Raw genomic sequence first — 24,157 nt, 5'->3', positions numbered from 1 at the left:
TAAAAAAGGCCCCGGCGATTGCCGGGGCCTTTTTGTTTCGCCCTGCGGGGGACCGTGGGCCATCCCGATCGGAGCGAGGCGGTATTGGCTCAGCCTTCCACAGCAGGCAACAGCAGCCTGATGCTGAACTCGGTGCCGACTCCAGGGCGGCTGCTCATGGTCAGTTCACCTCCCATCAGCTCGACCAGGCTGCGCGACAGGGCCAGCCCCAAGCCAGTGCCACCACGGCGCACCCGCTCGCCCTTCAACGGCGTGGTAAAGGGCTCGAACAGGGTTTCCTGCTCTTCCAGCGGAATGCCCACGCCGGTGTCGATGACATCCAGCTGGACCTCCACCATGCCCTCCCCGCTACCGCGCGCGAGCAGCCGCAAAATGATGGCCCCATGATCGGTGAATTTCAGCGCATTGCTGAGCAGGTTGTTCAGCACCTGCCGCAGGCGCATCGGATCGCACCAGACCCGGGGCTGCAAGGCCAGACTGAAATCCGCATCCAGCGACAGTCCTTTCGCCATCGCCGGCTCAGCCAGCATATCCAACTGACGCTGCGCGAGTGCTTTCAGGTCCACCTCTTCCGGCGCCAGCTGGAGCCGCCCCAGGTCTGCGCGGCTGAGCAGGTTCAGGTCGTCCAGCATGTGCAGCATGTTCTCCGCCATGCTGCGCGCCACCTGTAACGGCTCGACGCGCCGCGCAGGATCATCCTGGTTCAGCGCCATGCCGATCATCGCCAGGATATTCTGCAGCGGCCCCTGCAACTCGCTGCCCATGCTCGCGAGGAACAACCCCTTGCCCCGACTGATGGTGCCAATCCGGGCGTTGGCATTGCGCAGTCCGCGAATCACATTGTCCTGGTGGGTGATATCGACGACACCGCTCAACACACCCAGCAGGGCGTCCTGCTCGTCCCGGTAGGGCCTCGCCCAGACGTGAATCACCTGACGACTCTGAGCGCCCTGGAATTCGACATCCCAGTCCAGGCTCTCACCCTTGCCGACCGCTGCGAGGAAGCGCTCCTGCAGCAGCCGTGCCTCGTCAGTGCTGGCGAATACGCCCAACTCCGACCAGGTGCTGCCGATAACCTCTTCGCGTGTTCTACCCAAGGCTTCCAGCGAAGCATCACTGCAGTACTGGATGCGACCGTCCAGCCCGCGCAGGCTGATCGGATACGGAATGGACTCCATGAACTTGCGCAACAGGCCCAGCTCGCGATGCTGCGCCTCGTCCAGCTCGGGCATTGCGCTAACAGGTTCTTCCCTGGCACCGCCCTCCACCAATCCATGTCGGCGACCGATATCGATCAGCTCGACCAGAGACTTGGCGTGCAGCTTCTGCATCAGCCGCACCTTGTAGGTGCTCACGGTCTTGTCGCTGATGGCCAGCTGGTCGGCGATGGCGATGTTGCTCAAGCCTCGCGCCAGTAGCTGCAGGACGCTGAGTTCGCGGACCGACAGTCCCTTGATCAGTTCGCCATGCCCGGCCTCTTCTGCCGCGCTGACACTGCCCAGCGCGTGGCTGGGGAAATAACTGTGCCCCTGGGCGATGGCCCGCACCGCTTCGCGCACTGCCTGGGGGTTCTCCTGCTTGCTGACGAAGCCGGCGGCGCCGGCAGTCAGGCAGCGCCCGGCGAAGTACTCGGAGTCCTGTGAAGTGAGCACCAGCACCTTGACGGGGGATTCCTGTGCCACCAGGCGCTGCAGGACCTCCAGCCCACCCAGGCGTGGAATCGACAGTTCTAGGATCATCAGGTCCGGCTTGCATACCCGCACCTGGTGCAGTGCATCGGGCCCGTTGTCCGCCTCGCCGACGACCTCGTGCCGATCCGCTTCCATCATCAGCCGCAGCGCGTGACGGGTCACCGGTTGTTCATCGACGATCAGAATCCTGCTCATACCACTCCTCGAAACGGATTTTTCCCTCCTTTCTTCTAGTCCAAATGTGCCCATCCCGCCCGTACGTTCTCAGCAATAGTGCGTACGACAGGCAAAAAAAAGCCCGCAGTGTGGGCGGGCTGAGGAAGACTCCACGAAGAGTCCGGGGGAAGACCTACGGGCGGGGACTAGCTGCCGCGATAGGTGGAATAGCTGTAGGGGGAAATCAGCAGCGGCACATGGTAGTGGTCGCTTTCCGAGGCGATGCCAAAGCGCAGCACGACCTGGTCGAGGAATGCCGGCTGGGGCAGCTCGACGCCACGGGCGCGGTAATAGTCGCCAGCGTTGAAGAGCAGCTGGTAAACGCCGGCGCGGAAGTCGTCGCCCTGCAGCAGCGGCTCGTCGCAGCGGCCATCGTCGTTGGTCACGCGGGTGGCGATCAGTTCCAGCTGCTGGCCTTCGACGCGGAACAGCTCGATCTTGATGCCATGGCCGGGGCAGCCGTGGGCGGAATCCAGTACGTGAGTGGTCAGGCGTCCCATGGGCTTAACGGTGTCCTGCGGCGGAGCCGGCCGACACCTTCCTCCTCTGTCTTGTTGATGCGAATGAGCGGGTCGCCATCGAAGCGGCCCGCGGGTGCGTTTGGTGAAGCGAATATACCCAGCGGCACAATTGATTGTATACAAAAAACTGATTCAATCCTGCAAAAAGCCCCTGCAGCGCCAACCGACACCCTGGTGCCAGACAGCTGGAAAACCCGCCTCAGGGCGCGCCAGAACAGGGCACACCCGGCATCTACGCCCTGTCGAACGCTGGCGAAAGGAATGAAACGACCGTTGCGCAGATTGTATTTACAGACCGCTCCACATTTTGTATACAATGCACCCATCAACGGCAGCGCACAGTCCACCGACCCGGCGCCGACCGCCAACCACAAGAAGGAACACTGCAGTGAGCGCTGACTACCCACGCGACCTGATCGGTTACGGCAACAACATCCCCCATCCGCACTGGCCGAACGATGCGCGCATCGCCCTGTCCTTCGTCCTCAACTATGAAGAAGGCGGCGAACGCAACATCCTCCATGGCGACGCCGAATCCGAAGCCTTCCTCTCCGAAATGGTTGCTGCCCAGCCGCTCAAGGGCGAGCGCAATATGTGCATGGAATCGCTGTACGAATACGGCAGCCGTGCTGGCGTGTGGCGCCTGCTCAAGCTGTTCCGCAAGTATGACCTGCCGCTGACCGTGTTCGCCGTGGCCATGGCCGCCCAGCGCCACCCCGAGGCGATCCGCCAGATGGTCGCCGACGGCCACGAGATCTGCAGCCACGGCTACCGCTGGATCGACTACCAGTACATGGACCCGGAGCAGGAGCGCGAGCACATGTTCGAGGCCGTGCGCATCCTCACCGAGCTGACCGGCCAGCGGCCGCAGGGCTGGTACACCGGCCGCCTGGGCCCGAATACCCGGCGCATCGTCCGCGAAGACGGCAACTTCCTCTACGACTCCGACACCTACGACGACGACCTGCCCTACTGGGACCCGGCGAGCACCGCCGAGAAGCCGCACCTGGTGATCCCCTACACCCTGGACACCAACGACATGCGCTTCACCCAGGTGCAGGGCTTCAACAAGGGCGACGACTTCTTCGAGTACCTCAAGGACGCCTTCGACGTGCTCTACGCCGAGGGTGCCGAGGGCGCGCCGAAGATGCTCTCCATCGGCATGCACTGCCGCCTGCTGGGCCGTCCGGCGCGTATGGCCTCGCTGGAGCGCTTCATCCAGTACGTTAAGGGTCACGAGAAGGTGTGGATCACACGTCGCGTCGACATCGCCAAGCACTGGCACGAGAACCACCCGTACAAAGCGCAGGAGAACCAGGCATGAGCCGCTTCCAGACCCTGACCCCGGCCAGCCTCGACCGCGCCGCGTTCGTCGCCACCTTCGCCGACATCTACGAGCACTCCCCGTGGGTCGCCGAGAAAGCCTATGACCTGGGCGTCGACGAAAGCCTGAACGACATCGAACTGCTGCAGCAGCGCATGGCCGACATCCTCCTGTCCGCGAGCCACGAAGCGCAGCTGGCGCTGATCAACGCGCACCCGGACCTCGCCGGCAAGGCCGCCGTGCGTGGCGAACTGACTGCCTCCAGCACCGCCGAACAGGCCGGCGCCGGCATCCAGGACTGCACCGCCGAGGAGTTCGCCCGCTTCACCGAACTCAACGACGCCTACAAGGCCAGGTTCGGCTTCCCCTTCATCAAGGCCGTGAAGGGCAGCAACCGTCACCAGATTCTCGCTGCGTTCGAAGAGCGCATCCACAACACGCCGGAGCAGGAGTTCCAGACTGCCCTGGCGGAGATCAACAAGATCGCGATGTTCCGCCTGCAGCAACTCTGAGCGAGCGGACCTTCACTCCCCTTCCCAGCGATGCATTCAAGGTGAAGGGGCCAATGCGAACAACGAAAAAGAAGACCAGCCATGCGTACCCTGAAGATCGAGCCGTTGACCAAGGAAGCCTTCGCACCGTTCGGTGATGTCATCGAAACTGAAGGCAGTGACTTCTTCATGATCAACAACGGTTCCACCCGCCGTTATCACAAGCTCGCCACCGTCGAAACGGCGCAGCCCGATGACAAGGCGATCATCAGCATCTTCAGCGCCGAATCCCTGGAGATGCCCTTGCGCATCCGCATGCTGGAACGTCACCCGCAGGGCAGCCAGGCGTTCATTCCGCTGCTCGGCAACCCATTTCTGATCGTGGTCGCGCCAGTTGGCGATGTACCTGTATCGGGTCTCGTCCGCGCTTTCCTGTCCAACGGCAAGCAGGGCGTCAATTACCACCGCGGCGTCTGGCACCACCCGGTGCTGACGATCGAAAAGCGGGATGACTTCCTGGTGGTCGATCGCAGCGGTTCTGGCAACAACTGCGACGAGCATTTCTTCACCGAGGACGAACAGCTCCTCCTCGACCCCCAAGCGAACTAATAAGAGAGGCCCGCGCAGCGCGACGGCGATGCCCGGGCAAGAGGTAAAAAACTGTGGAAGCACATCTCATCGAATGGCTGAACCTGCTGGTCCGCTGGATCCACATGATCGTGGGTATCGCGTGGATCGGCGCCTCGTTCTACTTCGTCTGGCTGGAAAACAACCTCAACCGCGCCAACCCGCGCGAGGGGCTTTCCGGTGACCTATGGGCGATCCATGGTGGCGGCATCTACCACCTGGAGAAGTACAAGCTCGCCCCGCCGAAAATGCCGGACAATCTGCACTGGTTCAAATGGGAGGCCTACTCCACCTGGATGTCGGGTGTCTGCCTGCTGACCATCGTGTTCTACCTGAACCCGACCCTGTACCTGATCGCTCCGGGCAGCGACCTCGCTCCGGCCGCCGCCGTGGCTATTGGCATCGGCTCGCTGATCGCCGGCTGGTTCGTCTACAGCACCCTGTGCGACTCCCCGCTGGGCAAGAAACCCGCCCTGCTCGGCGCCATCCTGTTCGGCCTGCTGGTCCTCGCCGCCTACCTGCTCAGCCAGGTGTTCAGCGGTCGCGGTGCGTACCTGCATGTGGGCGCCATCATCGGCACCATCATGGTGGGCAACGTGTTCCGCGTGATCATGCCGGCCCAGCGCGCGCTGGTTAAGGCCATCGAGGAAGGCCGCGAGCCCGACCCGGTACTGCCGGCCAAAGGCCTGCTGCGTTCGCGCCACAACAACTACTTCACCCTGCCGGTGCTGTTCATCATGATCAGCAACCACTTCCCGAGCACTTACGGCAGCCACTACAACTGGCTGATCCTGACCTGCATCGCGGCGCTGGCGGTGATCGTGCGTCACTACTTCAACACCCGCCACAATGGCAACGGCATGGCCTGGGCCCTGCCCGCCGGCGCCGTCGGCATGATCGCCCTGGCCTTCGTCACCGGCCCGAACCTCCCCAGCAGCGATAACACTGCCAGCGCCCAGCCGGCGAAAGTGGAGTACCAGCCGCTGCCGGAAACCGCCATCGGCGGCAAGACCCCGGCCGAGCGCGCCAAGGACGAGGAAGCCGCCAAGGCTGCCGCTGCCCAGCAGGCCCAGGCTGCTCCAGCCCAGGCGTCCACTGCCGGCTCGACCGAAGGCTTCGACAAGGTTCACCACGTCATCCAGGAACGCTGCGCCGTGTGCCACTCGGCCAAGCCGACCAGCAACCTGTTCAGCACCGCGCCGGCTGGCGTGATGTTCGACACCCCGCAGCAGATCCAGCAGCTCGCACCGCGCATCCAGGCGCAGGCCGTGGCCTCGCAGGTGATGCCGCTGGGCAACATCACCCAGATGACCCCGGAAGAGCGCAAGCTCGTCGGAGACTGGATCTCCAGGGGCGCCCAGGTTAATTGAGCCTGCGGCACGGCCAGAGAAACCGCACCTTCGGGTGCGGTTTTTTTATGCCCGCAGATCGGCATTTCCCTGCAGGAGCGGGCCATGCCCGCGATCGCCCGCATGGCGCTCCTACAGGTTGGGCCGACTGCTGAAACAAAAAATGTAGTCCACTCGACCAATGGCTACAGAATTACCGAAGCCAGGAAACATGCGGCCTAGAGCCATGCAGCACCATGGAGACAAAACGTGACCGACGAGTTGTATACAAAAATCGATTGAACGTAATACACATCGCGTTTATAAAGTCCCGCACCGCTTCACCCGCTCGGCCCCGGGGGTGAGATCGGCCAGTACTTCCCGGTTGTCGTGCCCGTCCGGCAACCAGCGACTGACAACAATAAAAACCGAGGTGTTGCATGTCCGTGGTAACTGAGCGCTCCCATACCGGCTCGCCCGTCGACCAGCGTTTGCCCTTGCTGCAACTGCTGCTGGTCGGCTTCCAGCACGTTCTCCTGATGTATGGCGGCGCCGTCGCCGTCCCGCTGATCGTCGGCCAGGCCGCCGGTCTCTCCCGCGAAGAAATCGCCTTCCTGATCAACGCCGACCTGCTGGTCGCCGGCATCGCCACGCTCGTGCAATCGCTCGGCATCGGCCCGGTGGGCATCCGCATGCCGGTGATGATGGGCGCCAGCTTCGCCGCCGTCGGCAGCATGGTGGCCATGGCCGGGATGCCCGGCGTGGGCATGACCGGCATCTTCGGCGCCACCATCGCCGCGGGGTTCTTCGGCATGGTCATCGCGCCGTTCATGAGCCGCATCGTGCGCTTCTTCCCGCCCCTGGTGACCGGCACCGTGATCACCTCCATCGGCATGTGCCTGTTCCCGGTGGCGATCAACTGGGCCGGTGGCGGCAAGGCAGCCGCCAATTTCGGCGCCATCGAATACCTCGCCCTGTCGTCCTTCGTGCTGGCGGTGATCCTGCTGATCAACCGCTTCATGAAGGGCTTCTGGGTCAACGTCTCTGTGCTGATCGGCATGCTGCTGGGCTACATCATCGGCGCCAGCATGGGCATGGTCAGCCTGGACGGCATCGAGCAGCGCCCGTGGTTCGACGTGGTCACTCCGCTGCATTTCGGCACGCCGGAGTTCCACCTCGCCCCGGTGCTGTCCATGTGCCTGGTGGTGGTGATCATCTTCGTCGAGTCCACCGGCATGTTCCTCGCGCTGGGCAAGATCACCGAGACCGAAATCTGCCCCAACCGCCTGCGCCGCGGCCTGCTGTGCGACGCCGGCGCATCGTTCATCGCCGGCTTCATGAACACCTTCACCCATTCCTCGTTCGCCCAGAACATCGGCCTGGTGCAGATGACCGGCGTGCGCAGCCGCTATGTCACCGCCGCCGCCGCGCTGTTCCTGATCGCCCTGTCGCTGCTGCCCAAGGCCGCCTTCCTGGTCGCCTCGATCCCGCCGGCGGTGCTGGGCGGTGCCGGTATCGCCATGTTCGGCATGGTAGCGGCGAGCGGCATCCGTATCCTCCACGAAGCGGACATCGTCGACCGCCGCAACCAGCTGCTGGTGGCGGTGAGCATTGGCATGGGAATGGTGCCGGTGGTGCGCCCGGACTTCTTCGCCGCCCTGCCCCAGTGGATGGAGCCGATCACCCACAGCGGCATCGCGATGACCGCGATCTGGGCCGTTGTGCTGAACATCCTCTTCAACATCCTCGGCGAACAAGGCCGCGACGCCCTCTGCGGGCATCACTGAGTCCCTTTCGCGGACGTCTCCCGGACGCCCGCACCAAGCCGCGTCCAACTCCTTCGCGGCTTTTTTTCGCCTGCGATTCGGCTTTGGGTCTCAGGCCTCCGGCCGGTAACCCAGACGCAACCCACCCCATTGGCGCCCGCGCACGTAAATCGGCACAGACAGGTCATGCATCAGCTCGCCGGTATCGCGGCAGTAGGTCTGTAGCAGCATCGGTTGGTTGTGGCTGCCGCAGCGCACGCCGGTACGGTCGTTGAACAGGCGCTTGCTGCGGCTCTTGAGCATGTCCATCTGCAGGTCGCCGCTCGGCGGATGGCTGAACGCCTGGTTGTGGGTCGGCACATAACCCTCGGCGGTACAGGCGATGGCGAACACCAGCCCTTCGTGGCGTTGCAGCAGGTCTTCCTGGATGCGCGGCAGCACCTCGTCGGTGTAGCGGTCGAAGCGCGTGCGGAACTTCTGCGGACGGGTGCCGGGCATCGGCTGATAGTCACGGTCGAACAGGTCATCGAAGCCGATCCGGCCGTTCTCCATATCCGTCTCGAACTTCGCGCCGATGGCCTGGGCGCCAGCACGGGCGAGGTCGTAGGCGCGCTGGTGATAGTCATCCAGTGCCACCTCGGCGAGACGCTCGCTGATGGTCTCCGCCTGGCTTTCCAGCTGCATCGCGGCATCGGCCAGACGGTGGGTCTGCTCGTCGCTGGCGCGCAGGTCGCCGCGCACCTGCTCGACGGCGGCGAACAGGCTGTCCAGCTGGTTGCGGTTGATCTCCGCACCCTCGGCGATCTCGGTGATCTGGGTTTCCACGGTGGCGGCCAACCCGGCGATATCCTGCAACTGGCGGCCGGTGCTCTCCACCTGACTGACGCCCAGGCCCAGGTCATCGGTAAGCTGGCGAATCTGCTCCACCACCTCGCCGGTCTGGCGCTGGATATCCTCGATCATCTGCCCCACCTCGTCGGTAGCCTCGGCGGTGCGCCCGGCGAGCCCACGAACTTCCTCGGCCACCACGGCGAAGCCACGGCCGTGCTCCCCTGCCCGCGCCGCCTCGATGGCCGCGTTGAGGGCCAGCAGGTTGGTCTGGCTGGCGATGGACTGGATCACCTGGGTGACGCGCTGGATATCCTCGCTGCGCGCATTCAGGGTCTCGATCAGCGCACGGCTGGCACTGGCGCGCTGGCTCAGTTGGCGCATGCAGTCGATGGCCGCCTGCAGTTCGCTGCGCCCGCTATCACTGCCAGCACGAGCGAGCGTGGCGGCCTCCTTCGCCTGGCGCGCGAGACTCGAGGTAGCCCGCTCGGTGTGGATCATCACTTCGGCGCTACCGACGATCTGCTCGGCGGCCACCACCTGGGATTCCAGCTTTTCCACCAGCCGCTGCACCGAGAAGGACACGCCGGCGGCGGACAAAGCATTGCGACTGGTGCCCTGGGACAGCTCGCGGGTCAACTCGGCGACGTCCGGCAGCACCGCCAGCGCGCCAGCAGGTGCCGCCCGCTCGGGGACGAACCACGGCCCCCAGAGCAGTATCGCGGCAAGCAGCAGGCACACAGACAACGGCCAGCCGCCCAGCGCCTGGGCGATGAACAGCAGCACCAGGCCGCAAGTCTGCAGGGTAAGGATGAGGACGATACGCGGACGCGCGATATCCATGGCAACAGCTCTCTTCTGGCGGGCCCTGCCGCTGCGCAGCGCGGGCACGCTGCCGGGGAACCCGATTATTCTTGTCAGAGCCATTAGGCCGCCTGCTGCACCCGGCGGCTATCGTTCCTTAGTGGTAGACGAGGCGCTGCTTGAGTCGCTACAGGCAGCTGCGCGCTGCCAGGGTGATCGCATCGTCCGGGCTCGGCACACTGCGTCGATAGAGCACGACATCACTGCCCTTGTCCGCCGCCGTCGTCTCCAGCAGCACTTCGGCGGTATCACCCGAGGCGGCCGGCGCCAGCAGCCGATAGCCGAAACGGATTTCCTTCACCGCCGCCGAAGGGCGTATAGCCTGCCATTTTGGCAGCAGGCAGGTCATGTAGACCGAGGGCGACTTGCCGCTCTCGAGCCGCAATGCCGGCGCCTCCTCCTTAAGCTTGCCCGGCGAGGAACAGGCGGCCAGCAGGATCAGCGGCAGCGTCAACAATAGGGGTTTCATCGAGTGAGATCCTTCTGTCAGGAACCCAGAGGGTAGCAGTTGTATCGATGCGGACCGCCCGACCAGGTCAAGCCGACGGCAGACCGCCTGCCGGTTTCCGTGCGCGGCGCCGGCAACCCCGGTAAAATCTTTGCCCTTTCCGTCGGCGCGAGCGATTTCGCGCCCCTTGCGAAGCCAGATTCGACGTAACCATGACCACTGCCGCACCGACCGCCACCTCCCGCCCCGAGCCTTCCCGCCGCTTCTCCGTGGCACCGATGATGGATTGGACTGACCGACACTGCCGGTACTTCCTGCGCCAGCTTTCCAGCCACGCGCTGCTCTACACGGAGATGGTCACCACCGGCGCCGTGCTGCACGGTGATGCCGCGCGCTTCCTGCGCCACGACGAATGCGAGCACCCGCTGGCGCTGCAACTGGGCGGCAGCAACCCGGCGGACCTGGCGGCCGCGGCGAAACTGGCCGAGGAAGCGGGCTACGACGAGGTGAACCTGAACGTCGGCTGCCCCAGCGACCGCGTGCAGAACAACATGATCGGGGCCTGCCTGATGGGCCATCCGGCCCTGGTAGCGGATTGCGTGAAGGCCATGCGTGACGCGGTATCGATCCCGGTGACGGTCAAGCACCGCATCGGCATCAACGGTCGTGACAGCTATGAAGAGCTCTGCGACTTCGTCGGCCAGGTGCGCGACGCCGGCTGCCGCAGCTTCACCGTGCATGCGCGCATCGCCATCCTCGAAGGCCTGTCGCCCAAGGAAAACCGCGAAATCCCGCCGCTGCGCTACGACATCGCCGCGCAGCTCAAGCGCGACTTCGCAGAGTTGGAGATCGTCCTCAACGGCGGCATCAAGACCCTGGAGGAATGCCGCGAGCACCTGCAGGTGTTCGACGGCGTGATGCTCGGCCGCGAGGCGTACCACAACCCCTACCTGCTGGCCCAGGTGGACGCCGCGCTGTACGGGTCCGAGGAACCGGCCATCACCCGCGCCGAGGCCCTGGCGCGGATGCGTCCGTACATCGAGCGGCACATCGCCGAGGGTGGCGCCATGCACCACATAACCCGCCACGTGCTCGGCCTGGCCCAGGGATTCCCAGGGGCGCGACGCTTCCGCCAGTTGCTCTCGGTGGACGTTCACAAGACCAAGGATTCCCTCGGACTGCTCGATCAGGCAGGAGAACTTCTCGCCGGTCACTGAGTCCCGTTGAGTGGCGCATCGGCCTCGGGTAAGGTCGATGCACTCTCTACGGAAGACGCGCCATGACCTCCAAGCTGGAACAACTCAAACAGTACACCACGGTTGTCGCCGATACCGGCGATTTCGACGCCATTGGCCGCCTGAAGCCGGTGGATGCCACCACTAACCCGTCGCTACTGCTGAAGGCCGCCGCCCTGCCCCGCTACACCGAGCACCTGGCTCGCGCCACCGAAGGCGCGCAGGGTGACGCTGGCCTGGCCTGCGACCGCTTCGCCGTCGCCGTGGGCAAGGACATCCTGGGCGTGATTCCGGGGCGCATCTCCACCGAAGTGGACGCCCGCCTGTCCTTCGATACCGAAGCCACGCTGCAGCGCGCCCATCGCCTGATCGAGCTGTACGACCAGCAGGGCATCGGCCGCGACCGCGTGCTGATCAAGATCGCCTCCACCTGGGAAGGCATCCGCGCCGCCGAGCAGCTGGAGCGCGAAGGCATCCAGACCAACCTGACCCTGCTGTTCTCCTTCGCCCAGGCTGCGGCCTGCGCCGACGCCGGCGTATTCCTGATCTCGCCCTTCGTCGGGCGCATCTATGACTGGTACAAGAAGGCCAACAACCGCGACTACGTGGGCGCGGAAGATCCAGGCGTGCAGTCGGTCTCGCGCATCTATCGCTACTACAAGGCCAACGGTTACGAGACCGTGGTGATGGGCGCCAGCTTCCGCAACCTCGGACAGATCGAGCAGCTCGCCGGCTGCGACCGCCTGACCATCAGCCCGGACCTGCTGCAACAGTTGGCCGACGCCGAAGGCGAACTGCCGCGCGCTCTGCAGCCGGGCGGAGGCGAAGCCCGCCAGGTGCTGGACGAGAGTGCCTTCCGCTGGCAGATGAACGAAGACGCCATGGGCACCGAGAAGCTCGCCGAAGGCATCCGCCTGTTCGCCCGCGACCAGGAGAAGCTCGAGGCACTGCTCGCCGGCCGCTGATCGCGGCAAATGCTGTAGACGAGCAAAAACAAACCGGCGCCCCAGGGCGCCGGTTTGCATTGGAGCTCATCGAATCAGTGGCGCTCGAGTGCGCTCACCAGATCATGGAAGGCCTCGCGGTTGGTCTCGTTCAGGCCCATCAGGATACGGTGGGCTTCGAGCACCTTGCCGCGCACCACCTCCTCGGACTGGTCCTGGGGAGGCAGATCGGTCAGGCAATCCGAGCACGGAATCGGGCGATCGACGATGTTGAACACCTGATCGAAGCCCATCGATTGCAGCAACCGGGTGATGTCCGCGTTGGTGGTGACCAGCGTGGGCAACAGACCGACCTTCTGCCGCGAGAGAATGGACAGCTTCGCCAGGAGGCCCAGCGTGGTGCTGTCGATGCTCTGGGTTTCCGTGAGATCGATGATGATCGCCGAGAAATTCAACGCGGCGAAGATTTTTTCAATGGTGGCATCCAGCGCCGAACACAGGGTCAGTCGGACTTCGCCCACAAACTTCAGGACAAATGAGCCATCCTGCTCGGCGAACTGGATTTTACCGGTACTCATGCAAGGTTCCTGCTCAACACCAGCAAGGCAATATCATCCGGCATCTCGGACAACTTGGCCAGTCCGAAGACTTGACGCAGGCCATCGAGGGTTCCGCCGGCGGCGACGACCTGCTCGGGCAGGGCCGTCTCCTTTTCCTTCAGCGTAGCTCCCGGAAGGACGTCGAGAATGCCGTCCGAGAACAGGGAAAGGCTGAAGGACTTGGGTAGATCGAGGACATGATCCTCGTAAGTCGCTTCGTCGAACAGCCCCACCGGCAGGCCACGGCCTTCCAGGTAGCGGGCTTCGCCGTCGACATAAAGCACAGGCAGCGGCAGGTGACCGCCGATGCTGTAGGTCAGACGGTCGGTATCCAGGTCGATCACGCCACCCAGCATGGTCACGTGCTTGCCCAGGTTGCAGTTGATCAACCCGCGGTTGATATGGCCGAGAACGTCCGACGGCTTGAACTCGGGCAACATGTCGTTGCGCTTGGACTCGTAGAGCAGCCGCGTGGTCATGAATTTCAGCAGCACGGTGACGAAGGCCGACGAAGCACCATGGCCGGAAACGTCGGCCAGGTAGAAGCCGATGCGACGGGCGTCCACGCGGAAGTAGTCGACGAAATCGCCCGACAGATACAGCGACGGGATGATCTGGTGGGAGAAGGCCAGGCCCTCGGATTCCCACGGCGTCTCCGGCAGCATGTTCATCTGCACCTGGCGACCGGCGTTCTGGTCTTCCTGGAGCAGGTTCAGGCTGGCCTGCAGCTCACGGTTGGCTGTTTCCAGCTTTTCGCGGTAGCGGCGGTTTTCCGAGCGCAGGTAGGCGCGATCCAGGGCACGGCGAACCGAGTGCTCCAGGACGGCGAGGTCTTCCAGCGGCTTGATCAGGTAGTCGGCGGCGCCCAGGCGCAGGGCCTCGACGGCGTCGCTCATGACGCCGGCACCGGACAGCACGATCACCGGGGTTTCCACCGCCATCTCGCTGACACGACGGATCAGCTCGAGGCCGTCCATCTGCGGCATGCGCAGATCGCAGATCACCAGATCGGGGAGTTCGTGTTCGAAGACTTTCAGGCCTTCCAGGCCGTTGGTGGCCTGTGTGACCTTGAACCCGCTGTCTTCCAGGTAGGCGGCGAGGCTTTCGCGGACGACGTCGTCGTCATCGATAATCAGCAGCGAGGCACTGGCTTTGTGCATGGGTCATCCAGGCAAACGGCGCCGGGGTTGTGGTTTGGCGCTCATTCTAGGGAACAGCGGCGCGGGTCGGTCGCGACAAGGCGCAGACACTACTCCCATCCGCTCAAGGGTTCAAGCAGGCGCCGCCCGCACCACGAATGGCGCGGGCTGGAGGACAGGAGGGACCTGCGCGCAAGGCCGATCAGAAGTCGTCTTCGACCTCGCCGTCCTTGACCTTGAACTCGCGGTTCTGCAGGTAGGCGTTGCGGATGAAGGTGTACTTGTCGCCGCTGATCAGCTTCTCGGACTTGAGCAGGTCGGCACGGGTATCGACCACGTCCACGGCACGCATGCTGTTACGAACCGGCACGTTGTCGATGTACGGATAAGGTCCGGTGTAGGAGTCCGGGATCAGCGAAGGCGCATCGCGCAGCGTGCTCGGGCCCAGCAACGGCAGCATCACGTAGGGGCCGCTGCCCACGCCGTAATGGCCGAGGGTCTGGCCGAAGTCTTCGTCGTTGCGGCGCAGGCCCATGTGGGTGGCCACGTCGATGAAGCCGGCCAGGCCGAAGGTGGTGTTGAACAGCAGGCGGCTGGTGTCGACGCCGGCATCGCGGAACTTCAACTGCAGCAGGTCGTTGACCAGGTTCTTCACGTCACCGATGTTGCCGAAGAAGTTGTGCACGCCATCCTGCACGACGTTCGGGGTGACGTACTGGTAACCCTGGGCCAGCGGCTTGAGGGCGTAGGTGTCCAGGGTGTCGTTGAAGGTGAAGATCGGACGGTTGATGCTTTCCCACGGGTCGTCTTCGCTGGCGGCCTGCGCCAGGAAGGGAATGGTGGCCAGGCCGGCGGCGGCGAGCAGGCTGAAGCAGCGTTTCGTCCATTGGACGCCTAGTGGGCGCATCGGGAATTCTCCAGTGAATGTGAATCGGGCCAGCCATGGCGGCCCCGCTATGCGGGCAGATTATATAGAGGCGCAACGGTTTTGCAGACCCGGACCGAACTCGCAGGATTTCGATTCAGGGGCGTGGGCTGCCGTTTCGCTTGCTTGCAGTTGAAAGCATAGTGCCACTTCAGTCGGGATACCGTGCGTCGATGACAATTTCCAGCGCATCGGAACGCCAGAACTCCTGGTCCCACTCCACCAGCCGGCCGCCCTCGACATAGCTGGCGCGCTCCACGTAGAGCCCCGGCGAGCCCGGCGTCAATTGCAGCGGCGTCGCCCGCGCCTCCACCAGCGCCGTGGAGTGCATGGCCAGCTCGGAGCGCGACAGGCTCAACCCCAGCTCCTCGCGCAGCACGCGGGTGAGCGAGGTATCCAGCCCGTGATCGAGCAGGCCGGGGCACCAGCTGGCGTCCAGGGTGATTTCCTCGAGCATCACCGGCCGCTCGTCAACCCAGCGGCGGCGCAGTATGTGGAATACCTCGGCCTCTTCGTCCAGCCCCATGCGGCGCGCCAGGGCCGGCCCGGCGGCGCGGCGCTCGGCGGCCAGGACCTCGGTGCGCGGTACGCGGCCCTGGGCCTCGACGTAGTCCATGAAGCCCGTGGTGCGAGTCGGGTTGTAGCGGATGCGCGGCGGCGAGACGAACCAGCCGCGGCGGTTCTCGCGGTACAGCACGCCCTCGGTCTCCAGTTGCTGCAGCGCCTCGCGCAGGGTCACGCGGGTGCAGCCGAAGCGCTCGGCCAACTCGCGCTCGGCGGGCAGGCGCTGGCTCAGGGTGGCATTGGCGATGTCCTGCGCCAGCTGGTCACGGATGCGCAGGTAATGAGGCGTGGGTTCGACCGGCATGGGCGTCTTCCGCAAAAAGGCGCGGCGATTATAGCGACATGGCGCCGGACTTCATCGGACCGTCACATTGGCCCGCTAGTCTGGCCTAGACCAATTATCAGAAAAGCCCACCATGCCTGCGACCGCCGACCTTCCGCGCTTCACCTCCCTGCTGTTCGGACTGTCGGGCGACCTGGTGGACTTCGGCGCAAGGACGCTGCCGGTTGCCCTGCAACGCACCTGCCCCGATTGTCCGCCGGAGCGCCTGACCAGTGCCCTCGCCCTGCCCCCGCAGGATGCGCTGGACCTTGCCCTGGGCCGCTGCGCCGAGCCGCAGGAGCGCAACCGCTTCCAGGCCGCCCTGGACGACGCCGCCCAGGCCCACGCCGAGGCCACTCCCGGCGCCCTGGACGCCCTGCAGACGTTGCACCAGCGCGGCGTGCCCTGCGCCTGGCTCGATGAGCTGCCCAACGCCACCACGCTGCACCTGGCCGCTGCCCTGGACGATCGCCTCGCCACCGGCCTGGACATCGCCGGGCGCCAATGGCCCGCACCGGACTCCTGCTGGCAGGCACTGATGCAGCTGGACAGCCCGCACCTGGACGGCTGCGTGCTGGTCAGCGGCCAGCCGCGCCTGCTCCAGGCGGGCCTCAACGCCGGCCTGTGGACCATAGGCCTGGCCGCCAGCGGGCCTCTTTGCGGCCACGCACCGGGGGACTGGGACGCCCTCGGCAACCTCGACCGCGACCGCCTGCGCGCGCAGGCAACGCTAGGCCTGTACCGCCTCGGTGTGCATTCGGTCATCGATCACCTGGGCGAGCTGGATTCCTGCCTGCAGGACATCGCCGGCCGCCGCCTGAAAGGAGAAAAGCCATGAAGCACGAACGCCACCGTTTCCTCGACGAGCTGGCCGAGCGCTTCGCCAGCCACGGCGCCGAGCCTTATGGCGAAGCTGTCAGCCAGGCCGAGCACGCACTCCAGTGCGCCACCCTGGCCGAGCGCGCCGGTTGCTCCGACAGCCTGGTGATCGCCGCCCTGCTCCACGACATCGGCCACCTCTATGAAGACCCGCAGTTGATCGACGAACAGGACCAGCGCCACGAGGAGTTCGGCGCCCAACTGCTGCGCGAACTGCTGCCCGAATCCGTCTGGCAGCCGATTCGCCTGCACGTGGCCGCCAAGCGCTACCTCTGCGCGGTCGACCCGGCCTACCACGCCGGCCTGTCCTGGGCTTCGCGGCAGAGCCTGGCGCTGCAGGGTGGACCGTTCGATGAGCGCGGCTCCAGCGCCTTCCTCAACGCGCCTTTCTCCCAGGACGCGCTGACCCTGCGCCGGCTGGATGACCTGGGCAAGGACCCGGCCATGCGCACACCGGAGCTGGAGCACTTCTTCCCACTGCTCGAACGACTCCTGCGAATTGATCGGCATCAGGCAAGGGTGCGCGCGGCGAGTTAAGCTCAAAGGCATGGCGATGGACCTTTTCCCCGCCGGGCGAGGTCCATCTTTGGGTACGTACCGCAGAAGGACACCACCATGCCGACACAACGCCTCCAGGAAGAACTCCAGGCCCTGCGCGACCAGCTGGAACGTCAGCCGCCGCTGAACGCGGAAGAGCGCGAATCACTGCAAGCCCTGATCAAGGACATCGAGATGCAGCTGGCCAACGAAGAGGCGCTGGCCGACGAGACCCTGATGGACAACGTCAACCTGGCCGTGGAGCGCTTCGAGGCGAGCCATCCGACGCTGGCCGGCACGCTGCGCTCCATCGTGCAGAGCCTGGCGAACATGGGGATCTGATTGCCCCTGACAGACGCTCCCGACGTGAAAAACCCGGCCAAGGCCGGGTTTTTCGTATCCGCGTTTTACAGGCGCGCCGAGCGTTACTGGCGCACCAGCCGGCGATTGTCCGGCTGCACCGCTTCGCTGCTGCGATAGGGGTTGATGTCCAGCCCGCCACGACGCACGTAGCGCGCATAGACGGTCAGGCGGGTCGGTTGCAGCAGGCGCTGCAGGTCGAGGTAGATGCGCTCGACGCACTGCTCGTGGAAGTCCTGGTGCTGGCGGAAGGACACGACATAGGCCAGCAGGCTCGCGGCATCCAGCACCGGACCGCTGTATTCCACGACCAACGTGCCCCAGTCCGGCTGACCGGTGACCGGGCAGTTGGATTTGAGCAGGTGGCTGTAGAGCACTTCGTCGACACGGCGGGTGTCATCGCAGCGCAGCAGCTCCGGGCGCGGGTGGTCATAGCTCGCCACCGCGATGTCCAGGTCGTCGACACAGGTGCCCTCGATGACGGCCACGCCCTCGCCCGCCACTTCGTCCAACCCACGCACACGCACGCCCACCGGTGCGCCAGCAGCAGCGGACAGGTCGCGCTCCATCACCGCCCGCACGGCCTCGGCGTTGTCGAAGGCGGTCTGGTTCAGCGAGTTGAGGTAAAGCTTGAAGGACTTGGACTCGATGATGTTCGGCGACTGCGCCGGAATCGCGAATTCGCCGATGGCCACCACCGGCTTGCCCGATGCGGTGAGCCAGGACAACTCGTAGCAATTCCACAGGTCCACGCCCTGGTACGGCAGGGTCTGAGCGGTCAGGCCCAGCTCCGCCCACTTGGTGGTGCGGGAGATCGGGAACAGCAGCTCCGGCGCGTAGGTGGAGACGTATTCGCTGGATTTGCCCAGGGGCGAGTGTTCGGCGGGATGCTGCATGGGGATGACCTGCTGGATCGGCGATGCGGGTGGTGGCGCGAGGCGGCGAGTGTATACAAATCCGCCGGCCCTTTCAGCAGGCGGCGGACAAACCGGGCACTTAGGCGTGTAAGGCGTATGCCTTTGTAGGATGGCGTAGAGCCAATCAGAACCACATGCGCACACCGGCGACCCAGTACCCCTCCTCGTCGTCCTCGCCCTCCGCGCGGGCGAGGTCGCCGCTGCGGCCGTAGGTCTTGCTCCAGACGTAGCCGAAGTACGGCGCGAACTCCCGGCGCACTTCGTAGCGCAGGCGCAGGCCAGCCTCCAGTTCGCTGCCACCGGCGCCCACGCCGATGTCGCGGTCATCGGCCAGCGCCAGGTTGTATTCCAGCGAGGGTTCGAGGATCAGCCGCTGGGTCAGCAGCAGTTCGTACTCGGTTTCCAGGCGCAGGGATGGATCCCCACGCTCGCTGAGGAACAGGTTGGCGTCCACCTCGAACCACTGCGGCGCCAGGCCCTGGATACCCAGTACCGCATAACTGCGCGACGGTCCCGGCTGGTCGTCGTGGCGCACGCCCACCTGCCAGTCCCAGAAGTCCGCGACCATGCGCTGGTAGAGCAGCTGCACTTCGTTGTCGGTGGTCGGGCCGCCGGCGTCGCGCTCGCCTTCCAGTTTCAGGCGCAGCTTCTGGTAATCGGTGCCGTACCAGCCCTGGGCTTCCCAGCCCAGCGCCTGGTCGTTGCCGTGGAAGCGGCTTTCCAGGCGCTGGATCAGCAGCGAGCCCATGGGCATGTCGTCCATCTCGGCACTTTCGGCGGGCAAGGCCAGGCCCAGGGTCGCCGCGCAGGCCACCGTTGCTATGCGTTTCATGGCGGTTCCTCAGAGGCTGGCGCTGGCGGGAGCCGGCTCGACTATGACCTTGCGCATCATGCCGGCGGCCATGTGGTAGATCAGGTGGCAGTGGAAGGCCCATTCGCCCAGCGCATCGGCGGGCACGTCGACGTCCAGGGTGCTGCCCGGCGCCACGCTGACCACGTGCTTGAGCGGGTTGAAGCGACCGTTGCCCTTGTCCAGTTGCATCCACATGCCGTGCAGGTGCATGGGGTGAGTCATCATGGTGTCGTTGACGAAGCGGATGCGCACCCGCTCGCCGTAGGTCAGGCGGATCGGCTCGGCCTCGGAGTACTTCTTGCCGTCGATGGACCAGAAGTAGCGCTCCATGTTGCCGGTCAGGCGGAACTCGATGGTGCGGTCCGGCGCCCGGTAGTCGGCATAGGGGCGCATGGCCTTGAGGTCCGCATAGACCAGCAGACGATTGCCCGGCTCGGCCGGCTGCGGCGTCAGCCCGCTGCCCGATGCGTAGTCGGACTTCGGCGCGGCCATGGCCGAGTGATCCATGCCCGTCATCTGCGAGTGGTCCATGCCGGCCATGCTGGAATGATCCATGCCGGACATATCCGCGGCCTCAGGGCCAGCCATCGCCATCCCGCCATGGTCCATGCCCTCGTGGCTCATGCCCATGTCGGCCATGGTCAGCAGTGGCCGCTCGCGCAGCGCCGGCACCTCGGCCTGCAACCCGGCGCGCGGGGTCAGGGTGGCGCGGGCGTAGCCGCTGCGGTCCATGGCCTCGGCGAAGAAGGTGTAGGCGCGATCCTCCTGCGGCTGGACTATCACATCGTAGGTCTCGGCCACGGCGATGCGCAGTTCGTCCACCGTCACCGGCTGCACGTCGTTGCCGTCGGCCTGCACCACGGTCATCTTCAGGCCGGGAATGCGCAGGTCGAAGTAGCTCATGCCCGAGCCGTTGATGATGCGCAGCCGCACCCGTTCGCCGGGCTTGAACAGGCCGGTCCAGTTCTGCTCGCTGTCCTGGCCATTGACCAGGAAGCGGAAGCCGGCAATGTCGGCGATGTCCGTCGGCGTCATGCGCATGCCACCCCAGTCCAGACGGTCGCGCAGGGTCGCCATGAAGCCCTTGGCGCTGGAGTCGGCGATGAAGTCGCCGAGGGTGCGCTGGTTACGGTTGTAGTAGTCGCTCTGTTTCTTCAGGTTGGCGAACACGGTTTCCGGGCGAGTGTCGTGCCAGTCGGCCAGCAGCAGGGTGTACTCGCGGTCGTAGCGGTATGGCTCGCGCGCCTTCGGCTCGATCACCAGCGGGCCGTAGAGTCCCTCGATCTCCTGGAAGTCGCTGTGGGCGTGGTACCAGTAGGTGCCGGACTGTTTCACCGTGAAGCGGTAGGTGAAGGTCTCGCCAGGCTTGATGCCGGGGAAGCTGATGCCCGGCACGCCATCCTGGGTGTAGGGCAGGATCAGCCCGTGCCAGTGCAGCGAGGTGTCGCGCTCGAGGGTGTTGGTGACGCGCAGCTCGACGTCCTCGCCCTCCTTGAAGCGCAGCTCCGGCGCAGGCGTGCGGCTATTCACCGTGAGCGCCTCGCGGGCGCCGTCGGACAGCTTCAGCTCGCCCTTGCCAATCGTCAGGTCATACACGCCCGCATGCACCGCCAACGGTGCCAGCAGCAGCGCCCCCAGAGCCCATTCCCGTGCGCGGATCATCACGGCGCTCCCGCTCAGGGCCTGACGGTCAGTTTGCCGACCATGCCGGCCTGGTAGTGCCCCGGAATGTTGCAGGCGAACTCCAGGCTGGTGGCCTTGCTGAAGGTCCAGGTCAGCTCGGCGGTCTTGCCCGGCTCCACCAGCACGCTGTTGGGGTCGTCGTGCTTCATCATCTGGCCCATCGGCTTATCGCCATGGCCCATCTTGCTGTGGTCCATCCGGCTCATGTCGTGCTGCATGCCGGTGGGGGTGAGCATCCCGGAATCCATCATCTGCTGCATTTCCTTCTGGTGGCCGGCGTGCATGGCCGCGCTGCCCAGGTTGAATTCGTGCATCAGGCTGCCGGTGTTGTGGATGACGAAGCGCACAGTCTCGCCCGGCTTCACGTCGATGCTTTCGGGCTCGAAGAACATCTCGCCCAGCTTGATCTGCACGGTGCGGGTGGCCTGGGTGGCCTTGGCCGGCTGGCCGAAGTCGTAGGCGTGCCCGGCATCGGCCAGGACCGGCAGGCTGATGGCGGCGGCGAGGCCGAGGATGGAAGCTTGGAGCAGATGACGCAGGGACATGGCGACTCTCCTTCAGGGTCTGTGGCCATGCTCGCTGTCTGCGGCTGAGGACTAGCTGTCGGGAAGATTACAACTCTGTCAGCTTGGCGCTCGCCTGCCTGGCGCGAGGTATAAAGAGGGCGAAAAAAAGCCCGCCAGAGGGCGGGCAAGGGGCAGCACGATGAATCGGATTCAGCAGGCCTGGCGCACCGTCGCGGCCTGCTCCTGCATACGCTGGAAGGTGATATCCCCTCCCCCGTCAGCCCAGGCTGGCGTGGCGGGGAAGAACAGCACGGCAAACAGCGTGGAGATGATCAGGTGCATGGCGGGCTCCTCGATGGCGCTGGAAAATGAACACAGCGCCAGTCTGCAACGCCGACACTGTCAGTTCGCTGACCGCCCCATTACCCTGATGACAGCTGCGCCCCGAGCGCCACAAGGGATACCCGGATGAAACTTCTCATCGTCGAAGACGAACCGCGCATCGGCCAGTACCTGCAGCAGGGCCTGAGCGAGGCCGGCTTCGCCGTCGACCTGACCGCCGACGGCGACGAAGGCCTGCAACTGGCCCTGGCTGGCGAGCATGACCTGCTGATCCTCGATGTGATGCTGCCCGGCCGCGACGGCTGGCAGATCCTCCAGGCGCTGCGCCAGACCGGCAGCGCCGTGCCCGTGCTGTTCCTCACCGCCCGCGATGCCGTGGAAGACCGCGTGCGCGGCCTGGAACTGGGCGCCGACGACTACCTGGTGAAGCCCTTCGCCTTCGTCGAGCTGCTGGCCCGCGTGCGCACGCTGCTGCGCCGTGGCGGCCAGCAGATCCAGGAAACCACCCTGCAACTGGCCGACCTCGAACTGGACCTGCTGCGCCGCCGCGTGCAGCGCGCCGGCAAGCGCATCGACCTGACCGCCAAGGAGTTTGCCCTGCTGGAGTTGCTGCTGCGCCGCAGCGGCGAGGTGCTGCCCAAGTCGCTGATCGCCTCCCAGGTGTGGGACATGAATTTCGATAGCGACACCAACGTCATCGAAGTCGCCATCCGCCGCCTGCGCGCCAAGGTCGACGACGACTTCCCGCAGCGCCTGATCCACACCGTGCGCGGCATGGGCTACGTGCTGGAAGAGCGCGAAGCATGAGTGCGCGCCTGTCCCTCGGTCTGCGCCTGAGCCTGCTGTTCGCCGCCTGTACCGCTGCCGTGTCGCTGCTGGCCGGGATCATCTTCAGCCGCGCCAGCGAAGCCCACTTCATCGAACTCGACCACCAGTTGATGGCCGGCAAGCTGGCGATCTTCCGCGACGTACTGGGCGATGTTGGCGGCCCGCAGCAGCTGGCACCGCACACCGCCGAACTGCGCCGCGAACTGCGTCGCCACCCCGACCTCGGCCTGCGCCTGCAGGGCGCGGACGGCGCCACCTGGTTCGAGCAACGCCCGGCGATGAACATGGCCACCGGCGAGGAGCAGTCCTTCCGCGAACTGCAGGCCCCGCTGGACGCCGAGCAGCGCGACGGCGCGCAGCTGACGCTGATCCTCGACATCACCCACCACCAGCACTTCCTGCAGCGCATGCAACGGCTGATCTGGATGACCATGGGCCTCTCCGCCCTGGCGACCGCCCTGCTCGGCGCCTGGGCCGCCCGTGCCAGCCTGCGCCCGTTGCGACGCATGAGCGAGGTGGCGGCGCAGGTCAGCGCGCACTCGCTGACCACCCGCCTGGACGCCGGGCAGATGCCGCAGGAACTGCGCGGCCTGGCGGGCGAGCTGAACGCCATGCTGGCGCGTCTGGAAGAGGCCTTCCAACGCCTGTCGGCGTTCTCCGCCGACATCGCCCACGAGCTGCGCACGCCGCTGACCGGGCTACTGACCCAGACCCAGGTGGTGCTGTCGCGCACGCGCAGCCTGGAGGACTATCGCGAGGCGCTGCATGGCAACCTGGAGGAGCTGGAACGGCTCACCGCGATGGTCAACGACATGCTGTTCCTGGCCAAGGCCGACCACGGCCTGCTCAGCCCCAGCAGCCAGCCGCTGGCGCTGGCCGGTGAGGTAGACGAGTTGCTGGAGTTCTACGGGCCGCTGGCCGAGGAGAAGTCCATCCGCCTGGAGCGCGACGGCGAGCTGTCGGTACAGGGCGACCGTGCGCTGCTGCGCCGGGTGCTGGCCAACCTGCTGGACAACGCCCTGCGCTTCACCCCGGACGGCGGGCAGATTCGCGTGCGCCTGGAGCCGGGCCGCCTGAGCGTGGAGAACCCGGGACGGGAGATTCCTGCCGAGCGCCTGCCACGCCTGTTCGACCGTTTCTACCGCGCCGACCCGGCACGCCGCGAAGGCCAGGGCGAACATGCCGGGTTGGGGCTGGCGATCTGCCGCTCCATCGTCCGCGCCCATGGCGGGGAGATTCGCTGCGAGTCGGCGCAGGGGTGGACACGCTTCGTCATCGAATTCCCACAAAAACGCTTTTCGTAGGAGCGAGGGGGACGCCCAGTTCTTGCTCGCGAACATAAATTCCGGCGTTGACAGGTCCACCCTACGAAAAACAGAAAATCAAAAGGCCCCAACCGGGGCCTTTTTCATCTGCGCAA

Annotated in this window: 25 protein-coding genes; 12 read left to right on the top strand and 13 right to left on the bottom strand. The window is 65.3% G+C overall.

Annotation, left to right across the window (positions count from 1 at the left end; translation table 11 throughout):
- Positions 1 to 89 precede the first annotated feature (89 nt).
- The gene (locus IB273_RS14550) at positions 90 to 1,886 is read right to left on the bottom strand and encodes an ATP-binding protein (protein WP_151187672.1); all 1,797 of its coding nucleotides are present in this window, start codon (positions 1,884 to 1,886) and stop codon (positions 90 to 92) included.
- Between the two features lie 167 nt (positions 1,887 to 2,053).
- Positions 2,054 to 2,407, bottom strand: a complete 354-nt coding sequence (uraH, locus tag IB273_RS14545) for a hydroxyisourate hydrolase (RefSeq protein WP_081518587.1) — start codon at positions 2,405 to 2,407, stop codon at positions 2,054 to 2,056.
- A 409-nt stretch (positions 2,408 to 2,816) separates the two neighbouring features.
- On the opposite strand from uraH, the gene puuE reads away from it, so the two are divergent.
- From puuE to IB273_RS14520, 5 genes are all read left to right on the top strand, one after another.
- Entirely contained in the window at positions 2,817 to 3,752 is a 936-nt protein-coding gene (gene puuE / locus IB273_RS14540) for an allantoinase PuuE (protein ID WP_081518588.1), read from the top strand.
- Complete coding sequence (gene uraD, locus IB273_RS14535; RefSeq protein WP_192224344.1) at positions 3,749 to 4,264, top strand: 2-oxo-4-hydroxy-4-carboxy-5-ureidoimidazoline decarboxylase; 516 nt, start codon at positions 3,749 to 3,751, stop codon at positions 4,262 to 4,264. The genes puuE and uraD overlap by 4 nt, the downstream gene beginning before the upstream one ends.
- Positions 4,265 to 4,345: 81 nt before the next feature.
- Positions 4,346 to 4,852 carry an ureidoglycolate lyase gene (locus tag IB273_RS14530; protein WP_017517520.1) on the top strand — a complete coding sequence of 169 codons (507 nt, stop codon included), beginning with the start codon at positions 4,346 to 4,348 and terminating at the stop codon, positions 4,850 to 4,852.
- A gap of 53 nt (positions 4,853 to 4,905) precedes the next feature.
- Positions 4,906 to 6,240, top strand: coding sequence for a urate hydroxylase PuuD (locus IB273_RS14525; RefSeq protein WP_081518590.1), 1,335 nt, complete (start codon positions 4,906 to 4,908; stop codon positions 6,238 to 6,240).
- Between the two features lie 398 nt (positions 6,241 to 6,638).
- Complete coding sequence (locus tag IB273_RS14520; protein ID WP_081518591.1) at positions 6,639 to 7,985, top strand: nucleobase:cation symporter-2 family protein; 1,347 nt, start codon at positions 6,639 to 6,641, stop codon at positions 7,983 to 7,985.
- 90 nt (positions 7,986 to 8,075) lie between these two features.
- Here the strand turns inward: IB273_RS14520 and IB273_RS14515 are convergent, their stop codons facing one another.
- Together IB273_RS14515 and IB273_RS14510 are read right to left on the bottom strand one after the other, a co-directional pair.
- On the bottom strand, positions 8,076 to 9,293 hold the full coding sequence (locus IB273_RS14515; RefSeq protein ID WP_412548082.1) for a methyl-accepting chemotaxis protein: 1,218 nt from the start codon (positions 9,291 to 9,293) through the stop codon (positions 8,076 to 8,078).
- Positions 9,294 to 9,783: 490 nt separating this feature from the next.
- Positions 9,784 to 10,125, bottom strand: coding sequence for a hypothetical protein (locus tag IB273_RS14510; protein WP_151187677.1), 342 nt, complete (start codon positions 10,123 to 10,125; stop codon positions 9,784 to 9,786).
- Positions 10,126 to 10,316: 191 nt separating this feature from the next.
- Between IB273_RS14510 and dusA the strand changes: the two genes are divergently transcribed.
- A complete protein-coding gene (dusA, locus tag IB273_RS14505) occupies positions 10,317 to 11,321 on the top strand; it encodes a tRNA dihydrouridine(20/20a) synthase DusA (protein WP_192224342.1) in 1,005 nt (334 codons plus the stop codon).
- Positions 11,322 to 11,383: 62 nt separating this feature from the next.
- On the top strand, positions 11,384 to 12,304 hold the full coding sequence (gene tal, locus IB273_RS14500; RefSeq protein ID WP_192224341.1) for a transaldolase: 921 nt from the start codon (positions 11,384 to 11,386) through the stop codon (positions 12,302 to 12,304).
- Between the two features lie 74 nt (positions 12,305 to 12,378).
- Here the strand turns inward: tal and rssC are convergent, their stop codons facing one another.
- The 4 genes from rssC to IB273_RS14480 form a co-directional block, all read right to left on the bottom strand.
- A complete protein-coding gene (gene rssC / locus IB273_RS14495; protein ID WP_017517513.1) occupies positions 12,379 to 12,861 on the bottom strand; it encodes an anti-sigma factor antagonist RssC in 483 nt (160 codons plus the stop codon).
- Entirely contained in the window at positions 12,858 to 14,042 is a 1,185-nt protein-coding gene (rssB, locus tag IB273_RS14490; RefSeq protein ID WP_081518596.1) for a two-component system response regulator RssB, read from the bottom strand. Before rssB ends, rssC begins: the two co-directional genes overlap by 4 nt.
- A 181-nt stretch (positions 14,043 to 14,223) precedes the next feature.
- On the bottom strand, positions 14,224 to 14,928 hold the full coding sequence (locus IB273_RS14485) for a VacJ family lipoprotein (RefSeq protein ID WP_081518597.1): 705 nt from the start codon (positions 14,926 to 14,928) through the stop codon (positions 14,224 to 14,226).
- Between the two features lie 169 nt (positions 14,929 to 15,097).
- Positions 15,098 to 15,814: a UTRA domain-containing protein gene (locus IB273_RS14480; RefSeq protein WP_192224340.1), complete on the bottom strand. Its 717-nt coding sequence runs from the start codon at positions 15,812 to 15,814 to the stop codon at positions 15,098 to 15,100.
- Positions 15,815 to 15,926: 112 nt separating this feature from the next.
- Here IB273_RS14480 and IB273_RS14475 point away from each other — a divergent pair, with 112 nt between their 5' ends.
- The 3 genes from IB273_RS14475 to IB273_RS14465 all read left to right on the top strand — a co-directional run bounded on the left by IB273_RS14475 (position 15,927) and on the right by IB273_RS14465 (position 17,590).
- A complete protein-coding gene (locus tag IB273_RS14475) occupies positions 15,927 to 16,670 on the top strand; it encodes a phosphatase (protein ID WP_081518599.1) in 744 nt (247 codons plus the stop codon).
- Complete coding sequence (locus tag IB273_RS14470) at positions 16,667 to 17,248, top strand: phosphonate degradation HD-domain oxygenase (RefSeq protein WP_081518600.1); 582 nt, start codon at positions 16,667 to 16,669, stop codon at positions 17,246 to 17,248. Before IB273_RS14475 ends, IB273_RS14470 begins: the two co-directional genes overlap by 4 nt.
- Before the next feature lie 78 nt (positions 17,249 to 17,326).
- A complete protein-coding gene (locus IB273_RS14465; protein ID WP_081518601.1) occupies positions 17,327 to 17,590 on the top strand; it encodes a DUF4404 family protein in 264 nt (87 codons plus the stop codon).
- A gap of 83 nt (positions 17,591 to 17,673) precedes the next feature.
- On the opposite strand, the gene queF is transcribed toward IB273_RS14465, so the two are convergent.
- The 5 genes from queF to IB273_RS31620 form a co-directional block, all read right to left on the bottom strand.
- Positions 17,674 to 18,504 carry an NADPH-dependent 7-cyano-7-deazaguanine reductase QueF gene (queF, locus tag IB273_RS14460; protein WP_081518602.1) on the bottom strand — a complete coding sequence of 277 codons (831 nt, stop codon included), beginning with the start codon at positions 18,502 to 18,504 and terminating at the stop codon, positions 17,674 to 17,676.
- Between the two features lie 145 nt (positions 18,505 to 18,649).
- Positions 18,650 to 19,357, bottom strand: a complete 708-nt coding sequence (locus IB273_RS14455) for a copper resistance protein B (RefSeq protein WP_081518603.1) — start codon at positions 19,355 to 19,357, stop codon at positions 18,650 to 18,652.
- A gap of 9 nt (positions 19,358 to 19,366) precedes the next feature.
- Complete coding sequence (locus tag IB273_RS14450; protein WP_192224339.1) at positions 19,367 to 21,040, bottom strand: copper resistance system multicopper oxidase; 1,674 nt, start codon at positions 21,038 to 21,040, stop codon at positions 19,367 to 19,369.
- Between the two features lie 14 nt (positions 21,041 to 21,054).
- Complete coding sequence (locus IB273_RS14445) at positions 21,055 to 21,606, bottom strand: plastocyanin/azurin family copper-binding protein (RefSeq protein ID WP_192224338.1); 552 nt, start codon at positions 21,604 to 21,606, stop codon at positions 21,055 to 21,057.
- Between the two features lie 171 nt (positions 21,607 to 21,777).
- Complete coding sequence (locus tag IB273_RS31620; RefSeq protein ID WP_263866059.1) at positions 21,778 to 21,909, bottom strand: co-regulatory protein PtrA N-terminal domain-containing protein; 132 nt, start codon at positions 21,907 to 21,909, stop codon at positions 21,778 to 21,780.
- A gap of 126 nt (positions 21,910 to 22,035) precedes the next feature.
- Here IB273_RS31620 and IB273_RS14440 point away from each other — a divergent pair, with 126 nt between their 5' ends.
- Both IB273_RS14440 and IB273_RS14435 read left to right on the top strand, forming a co-directional pair.
- Complete coding sequence (locus tag IB273_RS14440) at positions 22,036 to 22,716, top strand: heavy metal response regulator transcription factor (protein WP_081518606.1); 681 nt, start codon at positions 22,036 to 22,038, stop codon at positions 22,714 to 22,716.
- Positions 22,713 to 24,041, top strand: a complete 1,329-nt coding sequence (locus IB273_RS14435; protein WP_192224337.1) for a heavy metal sensor histidine kinase — start codon at positions 22,713 to 22,715, stop codon at positions 24,039 to 24,041. The genes IB273_RS14440 and IB273_RS14435 overlap by 4 nt, the downstream gene beginning before the upstream one ends.
- The last annotated feature ends 116 nt before the right edge of the window (positions 24,042 to 24,157 follow it).

This window comes from Pseudomonas sp. PDM19, from assembly GCF_014852215.1.
In the GTDB taxonomy this organism is placed as follows: Bacteria; Pseudomonadota; Gammaproteobacteria; order Pseudomonadales; family Pseudomonadaceae; genus Pseudomonas.
The sequence above is the reverse complement of the archived record's forward strand: the minus strand, read 5'-3'. Positions and strand labels throughout refer to the sequence as shown.

Coding starts and splice junctions, on each gene's coding strand:
- IB273_RS14530 (WP_017517520.1), top strand. CDS start 4,346: ATGCGTACCCTGAAGATCGAGCCGTTGACCAAGGAAGCCTTCGCACCG.
- IB273_RS14515 (WP_412548082.1), bottom strand. CDS start 9,293: ATGATCCACACCGAGCGGGCTACCTCGAGTCTCGCGCGCCAGGCGAAG.
- IB273_RS14465 (WP_081518601.1), top strand. CDS start 17,327: ATGCCGACACAACGCCTCCAGGAAGAACTCCAGGCCCTGCGCGACCAG.
- IB273_RS14445 (WP_192224338.1), bottom strand. CDS start 21,606: ATGTCCCTGCGTCATCTGCTCCAAGCTTCCATCCTCGGCCTCGCCGCC.
- rssC (WP_017517513.1), bottom strand. CDS start 12,861: ATGAGTACCGGTAAAATCCAGTTCGCCGAGCAGGATGGCTCATTTGTC.
- dusA (WP_192224342.1), top strand. CDS start 10,317: ATGACCACTGCCGCACCGACCGCCACCTCCCGCCCCGAGCCTTCCCGC.
- IB273_RS14470 (WP_081518600.1), top strand. CDS start 16,667: ATGAAGCACGAACGCCACCGTTTCCTCGACGAGCTGGCCGAGCGCTTC.
- IB273_RS14440 (WP_081518606.1), top strand. CDS start 22,036: ATGAAACTTCTCATCGTCGAAGACGAACCGCGCATCGGCCAGTACCTG.
- rssB (WP_081518596.1), bottom strand. CDS start 14,042: ATGCACAAAGCCAGTGCCTCGCTGCTGATTATCGATGACGACGACGTC.
- IB273_RS14550 (WP_151187672.1), bottom strand. CDS start 1,886: ATGAGCAGGATTCTGATCGTCGATGAACAACCGGTGACCCGTCACGCG.
- uraD (WP_192224344.1), top strand. CDS start 3,749: ATGAGCCGCTTCCAGACCCTGACCCCGGCCAGCCTCGACCGCGCCGCG.
- IB273_RS14510 (WP_151187677.1), bottom strand. CDS start 10,125: ATGAAACCCCTATTGTTGACGCTGCCGCTGATCCTGCTGGCCGCCTGT.
- IB273_RS14480 (WP_192224340.1), bottom strand. CDS start 15,814: ATGCCGGTCGAACCCACGCCTCATTACCTGCGCATCCGTGACCAGCTG.
- IB273_RS14475 (WP_081518599.1), top strand. CDS start 15,927: ATGCCTGCGACCGCCGACCTTCCGCGCTTCACCTCCCTGCTGTTCGGA.
- tal (WP_192224341.1), top strand. CDS start 11,384: ATGACCTCCAAGCTGGAACAACTCAAACAGTACACCACGGTTGTCGCC.
- IB273_RS14450 (WP_192224339.1), bottom strand. CDS start 21,040: ATGATCCGCGCACGGGAATGGGCTCTGGGGGCGCTGCTGCTGGCACCG.
- IB273_RS31620 (WP_263866059.1), bottom strand. CDS start 21,909: ATGCACCTGATCATCTCCACGCTGTTTGCCGTGCTGTTCTTCCCCGCC.
- queF (WP_081518602.1), bottom strand. CDS start 18,504: ATGCAGCATCCCGCCGAACACTCGCCCCTGGGCAAATCCAGCGAATAC.
- IB273_RS14455 (WP_081518603.1), bottom strand. CDS start 19,357: ATGAAACGCATAGCAACGGTGGCCTGCGCGGCGACCCTGGGCCTGGCC.
- IB273_RS14485 (WP_081518597.1), bottom strand. CDS start 14,928: ATGCGCCCACTAGGCGTCCAATGGACGAAACGCTGCTTCAGCCTGCTC.
- uraH (WP_081518587.1), bottom strand. CDS start 2,407: ATGGGACGCCTGACCACTCACGTACTGGATTCCGCCCACGGCTGCCCC.
- IB273_RS14520 (WP_081518591.1), top strand. CDS start 6,639: ATGTCCGTGGTAACTGAGCGCTCCCATACCGGCTCGCCCGTCGACCAG.
- IB273_RS14435 (WP_192224337.1), top strand. CDS start 22,713: ATGAGTGCGCGCCTGTCCCTCGGTCTGCGCCTGAGCCTGCTGTTCGCC.